The 13185-nt window shown below is 31.5% G+C and carries 10 protein-coding genes and 1 tRNA gene; 4 read left to right on the top strand and 7 right to left on the bottom strand.

Going from position 1 to position 13185, the window contains the following annotated elements; genetic code table 11:
* The first annotated feature begins 213 nt into the window (after window positions 1-213).
* Complete coding sequence (locus CCPUN_RS04500) at window positions 214-1116, top strand: Rpn family recombination-promoting nuclease/putative transposase (RefSeq protein WP_133282377.1); 903 nt, start codon at window positions 214-216, stop codon at window positions 1114-1116.
* Between the two features lie 559 nt (window positions 1117-1675).
* On the opposite strand, the gene CCPUN_RS04495 is transcribed toward CCPUN_RS04500, so the two are convergent.
* On the bottom strand, window positions 1676-2911 hold the full coding sequence (locus CCPUN_RS04495; protein ID WP_133282376.1) for a hypothetical protein: 1236 nt from the start codon (window positions 2909-2911) through the stop codon (window positions 1676-1678).
* Between the two features lie 47 nt (window positions 2912-2958).
* Window positions 2959-3384 (bottom strand): hypothetical protein, encoded by a 426-nt coding sequence (locus tag CCPUN_RS04490; RefSeq protein ID WP_133282375.1) that lies wholly within the window; start codon window positions 3382-3384, stop codon window positions 2959-2961.
* Window positions 3385-3485: 101 nt separating this feature from the next.
* On the opposite strand from CCPUN_RS04490, the gene CCPUN_RS04485 reads away from it, so the two are divergent.
* The 3 genes from CCPUN_RS04485 (at window position 3486) to CCPUN_RS04475 (ending at window position 8131) form a co-directional block, all read left to right on the top strand.
* Window positions 3486-3869, top strand: coding sequence for an RING finger domain-containing protein (locus CCPUN_RS04485; RefSeq protein ID WP_133282374.1), 384 nt, complete (start codon window positions 3486-3488; stop codon window positions 3867-3869).
* A 481-nt stretch (window positions 3870-4350) separates the two neighbouring features.
* Window positions 4351-6198 (top strand): AAA family ATPase, encoded by a 1848-nt coding sequence (locus CCPUN_RS04480; protein WP_133282373.1) that lies wholly within the window; start codon window positions 4351-4353, stop codon window positions 6196-6198.
* 127 nt (window positions 6199-6325) lie between these two features.
* Window positions 6326-8131 (top strand): AAA family ATPase, encoded by a 1806-nt coding sequence (locus tag CCPUN_RS04475; RefSeq protein WP_133282372.1) that lies wholly within the window; start codon window positions 6326-6328, stop codon window positions 8129-8131.
* A gap of 140 nt (window positions 8132-8271) precedes the next feature.
* Here the strand turns inward: CCPUN_RS04475 and rfbB are convergent, their stop codons facing one another.
* The 5 genes from rfbB to lpxB form a co-directional block, all read right to left on the bottom strand.
* Window positions 8272-9267 (bottom strand): dTDP-glucose 4,6-dehydratase, encoded by a 996-nt coding sequence (gene rfbB, locus CCPUN_RS04470; RefSeq protein WP_133282371.1) that lies wholly within the window; start codon window positions 9265-9267, stop codon window positions 8272-8274.
* 61 nt (window positions 9268-9328) lie between these two features.
* A tRNA-Ser gene (locus CCPUN_RS04465) sits at window positions 9329-9417 on the bottom strand.
* A gap of 48 nt (window positions 9418-9465) precedes the next feature.
* The gene (locus tag CCPUN_RS04460; protein WP_133282370.1) at window positions 9466-10503 is read right to left on the bottom strand and encodes an esterase/lipase family protein; all 1038 of its coding nucleotides are present in this window, start codon (window positions 10501-10503) and stop codon (window positions 9466-9468) included.
* Window positions 10504-10572: 69 nt separating this feature from the next.
* On the bottom strand, window positions 10573-11685 hold the full coding sequence (gene dnaN / locus CCPUN_RS04455; RefSeq protein ID WP_133282369.1) for a DNA polymerase III subunit beta: 1113 nt from the start codon (window positions 11683-11685) through the stop codon (window positions 10573-10575).
* Window positions 11686-11923: 238 nt separating this feature from the next.
* Window positions 11924-13063 carry a lipid-A-disaccharide synthase gene (gene lpxB / locus CCPUN_RS04450; RefSeq protein WP_133282368.1) on the bottom strand — a complete coding sequence of 380 codons (1140 nt, stop codon included), beginning with the start codon at window positions 13061-13063 and terminating at the stop codon, window positions 11924-11926.
* Window positions 13064-13185 lie beyond the last annotated feature (122 nt).

Genomic DNA, 13185 nt, shown 5'->3' with positions numbered 1-13185 from the left:
ACTTAATCATTCTGCATGAAATGAGTATTTCATTAAGCAAAATTTTCTATAAAGTGTTGTTTTTGAAGTAATATTAAATAAGTTTAATACTGCCGGTTGATTTTGATTTAATTAATGAAAATCTAAAAATTTGGTGCGGAATGTGGGATAAAAGAAAATAACTTAAATATATATAGCAGGAAAATGCTATACATACTATACAAATACTTACCTATGGAAAAGCTAACCCCCAGAGTAGACATTGTCTTTAAAAAACTATTCGGCGTTGAAGAGAATAAAGACTTATTGATATCACTTATTAATTCTATTGTTAATGAAGAAGATCAAGTAGCAGACATTACCTTATTGAATCCTTATAATCATCGGAACTTTAGACAGGATAAGTTATCTATCTTAGATATTAAAGCAGAGAGCTGTACAGGAAAGCGGTTTAATATTGAAATACAGATTACCGATGCCAAAGACTACGATAAGCGCGCATTGTATTACTGGGCTAAATTGTATACGGAGCAATTAGAAATTTCTAGAAGCTATGATATTTTATCCAAAGCCATCGGTATCCATATACTTAACTTTACCAGTATTCCTAAATCAGATAAGTACCATAATATATTTCATATTAAGGAAACAGATAATAATATACATTACTTCAAAGACCTAGAATTACACACCATAGAGTTAAAGAAATTTATTAGTGACAAAGATTCAAAACTATCCGACATCGTCTCTAAAGTAAGTAGTGGATTAGACAGATGGGTTACCTTTTTATCCCGTCATGATTTATTAAACAAAGAGCATTTACCCTCTGCGTTAAATGACAGCAGTATAAAAAAAGCGTTAGACGTCTTAGACGTTATGAACTTTAATTCAGAAGAAAAAGAAGTTTATGAAGATCATTTAAAATGGATTCGCACAGAAGCCTTGGCTGTTAAAACAGCCGAAGAGAAAGGCGAAAAGATTGGATTAGAGAAAGGTAAAAAAGAAGAACGTTATACAACCGCCTTAAAGATGTTAGGATTGGGCATCAATATAGACACCATATCCATTGTTACCACCTTTTCAAGAAAAGAAATTATTTCTATTATGGAAGAAAATAACTTAAGTATACTGGACTGATTTTTTAAGACAAAATTTTTGTTAATTTTGCTTCCGATTTTTTTCGGTCTATTAGGCCGCATTTTTTAAATAATTAAGATATACATTCATCGGGTTTTGATAATTAATACTTGAATGGAATCTTTGATCCCACATTCCGCACCAAAAAATATGATTTTTTAATTATTTTTATAATTGATTAATAATAAATTATGGTATTTCTATTAAAAACTTTAGCAGTACGCCAGCTTATGTATTAATTTTTATAAAAATATTTCCATCTGATAATCAATTATGCTATTTAAAAAATATATTTATCCATATTTTTTATTATATTTATAATCATTTCAAAAAAAGGTGCGGAATGTGGGTTTGATAATTATAGTTACATAACTACCCAGGTACCCTGTGTTATGCACACAACAGCTGTTGTTTTTATAGTTGATTTGTAATGAAATATAAAATTCGTGGTAAAAATTTTGGTAGCATATTTTCTGATATGTTAAAATTGATAAAAATATTTCTATTTAACAATCAATTTTTTTAATTCAAAAAAGGCACCTGGGGAGTTACGAAACACCTAATCAAAACAATAAAAAGGCTTTTCTTGGTTGTATGTAGCAATGCCATATAGCTTTTGTTGATAGATTATTTCTGGTAAACATTCTTTGATATAGTAGGAAAAATCTCTTTGCATGGTATGAGGAAGATGGAGATATTGGTTTAAATTGGTAGATATGGGAAATGGTTTTAGACTTAATGTATCGTATTGATTATACACTATATTGTATTCACTCCAACAGGATAATAGTAAAGCTAAATATCTGTACTTAGCATGGTGTGCTTGATATAAAGCCATCACCAGATCTAAGAATTGATGTTCGTCTAGTTTGCGCATGGTATTGATCATCACATCATGATAGATCCAAAGGGGATGATATTTTGTTGTTTCATCTACTTCTAAAAAAATATTGGGTTGTTCTAGCCATAGATGTACAAAGTCTACCGTTTTTATATAATAGTCAGGGTGTTCGTAAAGCATCATAAATGCATCACTACGTAATAAACCTTCTGTACTAGCTGACCATCCAATAAAGGAGTCTTGTACAATTTGCTTTACGGTATCATGAAAAGGCAGTGGTCGTTTTTCCCATTTAAAATGGCTGAAAATCTGTTTTTTATTCCAATCTTTTAATAAAAAACCATTTAGAATAAGGCTTACATGCTGTATAAGTTTAGGAGTTGGATGTAAAATTTGTGCTAAGAGCTTTTGTACAGCTGGGGCCTTATGGTTTTGTACAATCGGGTGATCTCCACCTAAAGTATAACCCAAAGCAGTGATCAATAGATGATCAGGAATTTGTGCTTCATTATACAAATGTACGCAATGGGAAGCTAATGCTAAATAGTCAGAAAAAGGTAATTGTTCCATCGCATATAATACAATTGCCTTATGTTCCAGTAAGTTTGTATGATTTGCTAAAAAAGCATATGTATGAGACAGATAAGATCTGGGATAACGATACATAACGGAAAAATCTTTAGAAGCGAATAACACCTTTGGATCTGTAAATGGACCTGCCTTTAATGCTATAGATGTTATTTTTTCATTGAAAGAAACATTTTTTTTCCATACACAACCACTTCCATGTTTTAAGAGCTGTTGGTCTTCTATGCGGTAGTGGAATATTTTATTCGAAATACTAAAAATTATATCGGTTATCTCATATTCTATTGTATGTCTGGTACAACTTCCTACTTTCCAGAAACAAGTAATAAAAAATATAAAACGAATACATTTACGGATCACTAACATAAAAAATACACTTTTTTGCAACGTAATGAATTAAGATACATTTTCCATCATTCTATAAAAAAAGTAGGTCTATATTTTGAAGTATACCAAAATTCGCCTGCCAGTTGCTTATATGCTTTACCAGAAGCCACGTCTGCTATACATTTTTTAAAATAAATGGGGAGATGTGTATTTTGCCTTATTCTATGCAGGATAGCTTGTACTTCAGATTTTTTGTAATTGACTAGAAAATAACCGGGTCTCCAACTGATGTGTCTTGACCGTATATTCCATCGAATGGGACGTGTTATTTCGATAAGCATACGTGTGCTCATCTTCTTTTCTATATAGGCTTGTGCACATGCTTCTAAAAATAGGGCATAGTTTTGAGCAGAAAGGAGTTCCATCATATGTTGTACAATAAGATATTCCTTAGTAGTATGATCAGGTTCGCTTAAAAATGTCATCACTTCTTCTATACAGGACTTTCGCAAAACAGATAATTGTGTTTGCATTTTTAGACATGGACATGTTTTATAGTATTGATAATCAATAATATTAACATTTCTCTATTTTATAGACTAGTCTATAAACAGTGTTTTTAACTAAAAGTGCGAAAGTCCTGATTGCATTAAAGAGTGGTTATAACAAAATAGTTGAAATCTTAATAAATATTGATAAAGGTTCAAAACTAGAATATTCACTTAAAACAGGTAAAATAAAATTATTTAAAACTTTATTTAACCAAAGAGAAAAAAAAACTGTTTATGATGTTGAGAAAGAGGAAATGTCAGAAACATGTACTATTTGTTTAGATAAATTAAATAATTCTTCCGAATCTGAAACTGGTTCTGATAAAGATATACATGCAATCAAATTAAAATGTGGTCATCTATTTCATTTAGATTGTTTATTTAGTTGGATTAATGTTCGTAAGCCAGATACTACATGTCCATATTGTCGAAAAGCCATTAATTAATACAGGACTTTCTCATTTTTAACTAAAAGCTGTATATGGATTATGCCAGCACAAAATATTAATAGAAGCTTGGGTATATGTACATGCAAAATATGTACCTAACAGAAAGGGTGATTGTGCAACTATGTAATAAAATTCCCCAGTATACTATATCACCACCAGAAACAATCGATATACCTGGGGAGTTACAAAAAAACTAAAAAAATCACTAATTAATTTTAATACTACAATCCCATAATCATTTCGTATTTTTATATCGTAATTAAAAAAATATAACCTGATCTGTCTTCATGAAAGATAATGATCCTCTGTTACAAGTATCATTGATGTAGTCTTCTCTATTGCTGCCTACATAACTCATTAAGACATATCGAGCAGTAAAAAAACAAATGTTTTAAAAAATGTTTTAAAAAAAACAAAAATATTGATACGGTATTACTGTGTCTTATACTATCTTTATTTTCATGTAAAACAAATAAGCATGGCATGGGTCAAGTATATTCAGGCTATCAAAAATTCAGATGAAGATATGCAAATAGATAATAATACTAAAAGGCAGAAACTAGAATACACAGGAATTTTACCTATTGGTAAATCTAGCATTGAAGCTGTAATTAAGTCAGGATATTATGTAGATAAAACAAAACATGCTGAAACATTATTTAAAGAAGAAGCTACTGTGTTTCTCTCTCGTCCCCGTAGATTTGGTAAGTCTTTATTTGTTAGCACATTAGAAGAAATAGCTAAAGGAAATAAAGAGCTATTTCAAGATTGCTATATCTATAATTCTGGTTATGATTGGAAGAAATATCCGGTCATTAGAGTGGATTTTTCTAAGATGGATAAAAACAACTCAGAAATATTAAAAGAATCTATTCTAAATGAATTATATACTATTTCTAATTCATATGAAATAGAAATGGAAAAGCCTAATAAAAAGACTCTGCCTAACACTTATTTAAAAGATTTAATCAACAAACTAGTTTCAAACTATACAGAACTTAAAAAGACTAATTCAAGTTATGAACCTAAAGTAGTCGTCCTGATAGACGAATATGATGCTTCTTTTATTAATCAATCAGATCCAACTATAAAAGAAGAAAACCGTTTAATTGTACGAGAATTTTTAGGAGTTATTAAAAGTCTTACTTCTAATAACTTTATTAAACTAGAATTTGTCACAGGTGTTAGCGCTTACTGTTTTAAAGATTGTAAATCTGGTCCTAATAATCTAAAAGATATTACGCTTAGTCCAAGATATTCAAATATAGCTGGTTATAGGGAAAAAGAAGATTTATTACAAGAAGGTTCTCCTTATTATAAACGTATAAAAAAGTTAGCAGAGGAAAAAGAATTGGATCCAGAAACAATTGTATCATATATGCGTTCTAAATACAATGGATATAAATTTGCTACACCTAAAAATACCGTTGCAGTCTATAATCCATGGTCTACCTTAAGATTTTTAGAAGAGGGTATACTAAATAACTATTGGTATAATTCAGGAACGCCTACTTTTTTAACCAAAAGAGCTGATGATTCCTATTTTAACATAGATTTTAGAAATATTATTACTACAGAGTACAAATTAACCAGTCCTAAAGAAAATGAGTTAAGTATGATTGGTAAAATGTTCCAATCAGGTTATCTCACTATTGATAAGTATGAACCACCATTAAATCAAGGAGAACTTCCATCAGATACAAAACCCTTACTAGTAAAATTCCCTAATGATGAAGTAGAAGAATCTTTCTATAATTCTTTATCTGAAGAAATTGAGCAATCATTACAGAGTAAATTAAGAAAAGACGAATTTCTTATTCCAGAAAAAATAAACAAAACGCTATCCAATGTAGATATAGATACTTTTATTACAGTTATTAAATCTTTATTCTCAGGTATTCCTTTTAATTTGTCCCAACAAGACCAGAATAAGAATGAAGCCTATTACCATACGGTATTGCATGCTATATTAGAATGCTCAGACATGGATCCACAAAATGAAAATACTACTAATCAAGGTAAAATAGATATTGTTTTAAACTCTTTACCATATGTTACATATATTTTGGAGTTAAAACACAATGCAAGTGCAGATGTAGCTATGGATCAAATAGACAATAAATCTTATAAAGATAAATTCCTTACCAAGGGTAAAGGTATTGTGGCGATAGGTATCAACTTTGATAGTGCTAAAGCAAAGCGTAACCTTGTCCATCATAAGTACAAATTCTACGATGAATCAGGCAATGAAATACTAGATAAAGATGATTTTCTAGATTATATAAAGAATAAGAAAGTCCGTAGTAGAGCTACCAGAAGTCAATGATATTTCAATAAAACAAAAATATTGATACGGTATTGCTGTGTCTTATACTATCTTTATTTTCCTTACATGAAAATAAAGATAATATGGGGTCAAGTATATTCAGGCTATCAAAAATTTAGATGAAGATATGCAAATAGATAATAATACTAAAAGGCAGAAACTAGAATACACAGGAATTTTACCTATTGGTAAATCTAGCATTGAAGCTGTAATTAAATCAGGATATTATGTAGATAAAACAAAACATGCTGAAACGTTATTTAAAGAAGAAGCTACTGTGTTTCTCTCTCGTCCCCGTAGGTTTGGTAAGTCTTTATTTGTTAGCACATTAGAAGAAATAGCTAATGGAAATAAAGAGTTATTTCAAGATTGCTATATCTATAATAAAACTAACTACGATTGGAAAAAATATCCTGTCATTAGATTAGATTTTTCAAGATTAGTTAATGAAACACCTGAAAATCTAAAAGAATCAATTCAAAGATCTCTACAAAGAACAGCTATAAAATATGGCATAGAGGCAAAAATACTTGCTTCTAGGGAAGCATTAAAAAAAAATTCTTCTAAAAAAGAAAATGATTCTTTTCAAGAATATTGTATAGACTTAGTTGACAACTTAATAACCTTAGAAGGTTACGAACCTAAAGTAGTTGTACTGGTAGACGAATACGATGCTCCTTTTATTAACCAACCAAATCCAGTTATAAAAGAAGATAACCTTATAATTGTAAGAAATTTTCTAACCATTATTAAAAGCCTTTCTGGTGACAATAAAATTAAACTAGAATTTATCACAGGTGTTAGTGCTTATTCTTTTAAAGAATGTCAATCTGGTCCTAATAATCTAAAAGATATTACGCTTAGTCCAAGATATTCAAATATAGCTGGTTATAGAGAAAAAGAGGATTTATTACAGGAAGGCTCTCCTTATTATAAACGTATAAAAGAGTTAGCAGAGGAAAAAGAATTGGATCCAGAAACAATTGTATCATATATGCGTTCTAAATACAATGGATATAAATTTGCTACACCTAAAAATACCGTTGCAGTCTATAATCCATGGTCTACCTTAAGGTTTTTAGAAGAGGGTATACTAAACAACTATTGGTATAATTCAGGAACGCCGACTTTTTTAACTAAAAGAGTTGATGATTCCTATTTTGATATAGATTTTAGTCAAAGTATTATTACTACAGAGTACAAATTAACCAGTCCTAAAGAAAATGAGTTAAGTATGGTTGGTAAAATGTTCCAATCAGGGTATCTCACTATTGATAAGTATGAACCACCATTAAACCAAGGAGAACTTCCATCAGATACAAAACCCTTACTAGTAAAATTCCCTAATGATGAAGTAAGAGAATCTTTTAAAGACTCATTATATGAAGAACTCAATGAAACAGTAAAATCAAAAGGTAAAACTAGCGAAGATAACTTAATAAATGCTCTGGTAGCAGTAGATATAGATGGTTTTATGTCTACCCTTGAATCTTCTTTTTCAAGTATCCCCTATTTCTTCTTTTTACAAGAACAAAATAAAAATGAAGCTTTTTACCATTCAGTGCTTCATGCTTTTTTAAGAGGAGCTAAACTAAATCCAGAAAGTGAAAAATGTTCCAATTTAGGAAGGATAGATATTGTTATTAACTCGATACCAAATATTACTTATCTATTTGAATTAAAACATGGACAAGATGCTCATACTGCAATAGAACAGACTCAAAATACTAAGTATATCCAACAGTATATTCGTCAGAACAAGGATATTGTTGTTATAGGCATAAATTTTGATAGTGATAAGCGTAATTTTAATGATTATGAATGCAAATATTATGACTCAAAAGGAAATGAAATATTGGATAGAGATGCTTTCTTAGATTGTATAACTAAACGGAAGAATGGTAGTAATAGAAACACCAGAAGACACGCATAAAAGAGCAGTCCCATCAGTCCTTACTCTAATACAATTTTTAATCTATACAACCGACATTCCGCACTAAAAAACATAATCTTTTTAATGAAATTCGTAACTCCCCAGGTATCTTTACATTTATGCCATCATACCAATAAAATTCAAACCTGACTATTGATAAGCTGTTTGATACCCTGTTGTAAAGTAATAGATGGATGCCATCCTAATGTTTTTCGTAATTTTGTAGCATCTAAGGCATAACGCCTATCTTGTCCTACTCTCTCGGTAATAAAAGAAATAAAAGACTCATACTTTTTCTCTTTAAGAGGCTTCACATCATCCAATATATTGCAAATCATAGATGCCATTTCTAAATTTGTACGTTCCTCATTAGCGCCAATGTTATAACAACCACTTTGACCATTATGAAAGATGCAGTCCAATGCACTACAGTGATCTTCTACATGCAGCCAATCTCGTATGCTACTACCATTCCCATGTAGTAAAATGGGTTTTTGCTCTAGTGCATGCTTCAACACCATAGGAATAAGTTTTTCTGGATGTTGACGTGGTCCATAATTATTGGTTGCCCGTGTAATTACTGCATTGAGTTTATAGGTATTCATATAGGCATTTACCAAACATTCTCCAGCTGCTTTACTGCTACTATAAGGATTTCTTGGATTAAGTTGAGCATCTTCTGTCAATGGCATTACCTTGACATCTAACGATCCATATACTTCATCTGTAGAAACATACAAAAATCGCTTAAAAACAGGATCTATTTGCTCAGGTTTATTAATCCAATGCAAGTAAGCCGCATGCAATAATACACCCGTACCTTCTATGTTAGTCTTTACAAATAACAATGGATCACTAATAGATCTGTCAACATGTGATTCTGCAGCTAAATGAATTACTCCATCAAAATTGAATACTTCAAATAACTTTGAAACAAGAGCAAAATCAATAACATCTCCTTCTACAAAGTGATAGTTTTGGTTATGGCTTAACACTTGCAGAAAGCATTTGTCTACCGCATAGGTAAGCTTGTCTAGATTGACAATAAAGTACTGAGGATATTTCTTTAATAAAAAATGAATTAAATGAGAACCAATAAACCCAGCTCCTCCAGTTACCAATAGTTTCTGCATCATTAACTTTATAGCTGGCAAAATAAAACTATTAGGCACTTAACCTTAAAATACTTCTTAGAAGCGGAGCAGGAGGGATTCGAACCCCCGGTACCTTTTTTTCGGTACAACCGTTTTCGAGACGGATACTTTCAACCACTCAGACACTACTCCATACATAATATCCTAATATGCCCTGTGCATTTTTATGCAAAAAAAGAATTATTCTTTTCCGAATGCTGTTTTAGTAAATTCTATAATTTGATCTAATACAGAATCATTTGAAAGCATAGCTTTACCTTTTGGCACGCGGATACCTAAAATATAAGGGCTATGAAAAACACCTTTTACAAAAACTTTTTTAAAATTTTTTTTATTAGGTGCAATATTTAAAGCATGCTGGCTATAGAGCGGGACTTGCATATCATGGCTTGTATTAACATGGCCATCACCAACGATGAAAAAACTATACATATTATTTAATGCTTGAAAAGAATATTTATTAACATTGTTAGATAAAAGAGCACCAAAATCATTCTGTTCAGCCCCTATAAACAAGATAGGAAGCTCTTCATTAGCAAGCATTTTTTGCGTAGCGCACAAAAAGTCACTTCCAACTATTAGATCTTTTGCACCAGGGAACATGCATATGCCTTGATTTTTTGTTATTTCTAACATAAGCTTTTCTTCTAGTTGAGTAGCAGGACAACCTAGCTCAGTAGAAAGCGTACGTAAGTCAGTTAAAACATCATTTGTAAGATGCTTGGCCAACATTTTTCTATCTACTCTAGCACCTGGAGCCCCTTCCCATGGAGTCGCTAATGTGATTAACCCTTTTACATTTAAGAGGTTTTCATATTGCTTAAGAAAAGTATATGCACGGTTTCCTCCTTGGCTATGCCCTATTAAAAGAACGCATTTGTTTGTAACATCTCCCACTTTCTCTTTTAACTCCTCAAAGCAGGCTGTAGCTTGGTCTTTTATAGAAAGATTTAAGCTTTGTATGCCCTCAACACTAGTTAAGGCAACTATAGAGACAGAAGGAAACTTTTCTTCTAGTTCTTTTTGGATTTTTTTAAAAGAAGCTGCTTTATTGCAAAGCCCATGGAATAGAACAATAAGCTTGTTGTCCTTTATCGCATCTGATTCTGCTCTGGATGAAAAGGGTAGCAGTAATAATATGAAGAGAATAGGTCTACATAGGTGAAAAATATGTTTTATAGGCATCATAATAGACAAAGATAAAATAGATTTAAACATAAATATGACTTTTTAATATATGATTAAGAATACAAAAAACAAGAAAGAAATTACGCTACATATATACTTCTAGAAAATCACAGGCATAATGAGTAACAATAGATGCTCATGTTTACTTTGACCTTTAGGTAAAATGATAACAGCCTTATTGGGTTCCCAGAAAAGAAACTCTACTTCTTCATTGGTTATGCTAACCAACATTTCTAGCAAAAATTTTGCATTAAATCCTACTTCTATAGAATCACCTGTATACTCACAGATAAGTTGCTCTTGTGCTTCATTGGAAAAGTCAAAGTCTTCTGCCGAAATAGCTAACTCATTTTCCATGATAGTAAATTTCACTTGATGCGTTACCTTATTGGCATAAATAGCTGCACGTCGTAATGAGCTTACTAAAGCTGGTCTATTTATAGTAAGCCTACTTGTATGTTCTTTGGGTATCACATTTTCATAATCTGGATAACGCTCATCTACTAATCTAGCAACAATGCTAATATTGTCTATATCAAATTGAATCTTATATTGATCAAAAGTAATATCGACCATCTTGTCCCTATTACTTAGTAACCCATTTAAAAGTGTCAATACCTTTTTAGGTATAATAATTGGACTTTGAGTAGATGCTGCCAAATCTTCACGATTATATCGAACCAATCGATGTCCATTAGTAGCTACAAAGGTGGCCATGTTATGGCTCAATTCCATGTATACACCAGACATAGCAGGCTTAAGTTCATCATTACTTGTCGCAAACATAGTCTTTTGCAAGATGTTTTTCAATGTTTCTACTTCGACCTGTAAATGGATACCATCATTTAGTGAGGGGAGTTTGGGGAAGTCATTAGCACTTTCTCCTGCTAGCTTATAATGGCCATTATCCGATTCAATAGAAATGGCATAAGAATTTGGATTGATGGCTATTTTTATGATTTGTTCAGGTAAGTTCTTAACTGTATCCAGCAATATGCGGGCTGGTATAGCAATGCTTATCTGAGCATCGGATTTTATCTTTAAAGAAGCACTGATAGAGGTTTGTAGGTCAGATGCGGTAACTATTAAGCAGTCATGATCTATTTCAAAAAGATAGTCTTCTAAGATCGGAACAATTGGGTTACGGGTAATAACCCCACTAATAGCAGTTAGCTGTTGTGATAACAAAGCTGATGATACAGTGAACTCCATGTTTAATTTTTTTTACTTTTTATGTTTCCTATACATGTCATACTCATTTTAAACGAAGATACAATTTTAAAAAGTATAAATTTATATTAAAGACTCGTAAAAATAAAATGAATGGTGAAATGATCACTTATTTATATTTGATAACGGAACTATATAAACTACCTATTGTAAACCATAGAAATTTACAAACCAATATAAGAAAAAAAATAAAGGATAGTGGTAATAGCACTTTTAAATACTAGGCATCCGTGCCCTTTTTATGGTTTACGGAAATGTGTGTTTTAATACTTTCCACTATAGATTTTGCCGTTTGTAGAGGGGCCTCTTCTTTACCTAATATATTTCGGATATGGTGATATATGCTTAATTGTTGGTTGCATGTTTCATGTAAAACCATTGTTAAAGTTTTACGAAGATTTTGTGGAGTTAATTCATGCTGAATAAGCTCAGGAACCACTATTTTGCCTACTAGTAGATTTACCAAAGAAATACAATCTATGGTTGTAATACGTTTATATATGAAATGGGTCAAGGGACTCGTTTTGTACACTACTATCTGTGGTAGATTAAACAAGGCCGCTTCTAAGCTTGCGGTTCCAGAGGCAATAATGCCAACTTGAGCAGCTGCTAATAAATCATAGGTTTGGTCAAAAACGACTTTTATATTTGTTGCATTGAAGGTTTGATACAATCCCTTTGGAAGATGGCTTAATCCAGCTACAATCAATTGGTAAGATGTAAAGTGCGCTGCTCCAGCAGTTATGATTGGAAGTATACGTCTTACTTCATCTATTCTACTGCCTGGCAACAATGCTATAATAGGTCGTTGGTCTAATGCATTTTCTTTTTTGAACAATGGATTGATAATGTGACTGGACACTTTTTTAACAAGCGGATTTCCAACATAATAAGTATTTAGGAAACCATGTTCTCGATAATATGCTGCTTCAAATGGAAGTGTAGAAAATACTTTTTGTATATCTCTTTTTATGCGTTCTATTCTTTTTGCACCATGTGCCCAAATCTTAGGTGGAATATAATAATATATCTGAAAACCATTGTGTTGAGCAAACGATGCTAAACGCATATTAAAACCACTATAATCTATTAAAATAACCACATTGGGTCTATATTCGATCAGGCTTTGCTTGCAGTATTCTAGTAGTTTCCATAGTTTATAAAACTTTTTTAAAAAATCTAGTCCCATATAAGCCATTTCGGTAGCGTTTACCATGCAGGGCGCTCCCATAGCTTTTTGCATCAACGGACCTCCACAAGACCAAAAATGAGCTTGATGATCTATCTTTTTTATTTCTGTAATCAAATCAGCTCCATGTATATCTCCAGAATGTTCTCCAGTAACAATATAGTAACGCATTAATTTTGGAAATTAAGTTGATGTACAGAAACTAAGTTTACCCAGATTCCTAATTCTGTATATTACAGATTATAGGACATATTAATACCAAATGGACGTTGAGCTATGCAAAAATATATCAG

It is taken from the genome of Cardinium endosymbiont of Culicoides punctatus, from assembly GCF_004354815.1.
Taxonomy (GTDB): Bacteria; Bacteroidota; Bacteroidia; order Cytophagales; family Amoebophilaceae; genus Cardinium.
The sequence above is the reverse complement of the archived record's forward strand: the minus strand, read 5'-3'. Positions and strand labels throughout refer to the sequence as shown.

Excerpts from the sequence above, each read along its gene's own strand:
- CCPUN_RS04500 (WP_133282377.1), top strand. The coding sequence starts at position 214 with ATGGAAAAGCTAACCCCCAGAGTAGACATTGTCTTTAAAAAACTATTC.
- CCPUN_RS04495 (WP_133282376.1), bottom strand. The coding sequence starts at position 2,911 with ATGTTAGTGATCCGTAAATGTATTCGTTTTATATTTTTTATTACTTGT.
- CCPUN_RS04480 (WP_133282373.1), top strand. The coding sequence starts at position 4,351 with ATGGCATGGGTCAAGTATATTCAGGCTATCAAAAATTCAGATGAAGAT.
- CCPUN_RS04475 (WP_133282372.1), top strand. The coding sequence starts at position 6,326 with ATGCAAATAGATAATAATACTAAAAGGCAGAAACTAGAATACACAGGA.
- rfbB (WP_133282371.1), bottom strand. The coding sequence starts at position 9,267 with ATGATGCAGAAACTATTGGTAACTGGAGGAGCTGGGTTTATTGGTTCT.
- CCPUN_RS04460 (WP_133282370.1), bottom strand. The coding sequence starts at position 10,503 with ATGTTTAAATCTATTTTATCTTTGTCTATTATGATGCCTATAAAACAT.
- dnaN (WP_133282369.1), bottom strand. The coding sequence starts at position 11,685 with ATGGAGTTCACTGTATCATCAGCTTTGTTATCACAACAGCTAACTGCT.
- lpxB (WP_133282368.1), bottom strand. The coding sequence starts at position 13,063 with ATGCGTTACTATATTGTTACTGGAGAACATTCTGGAGATATACATGGA.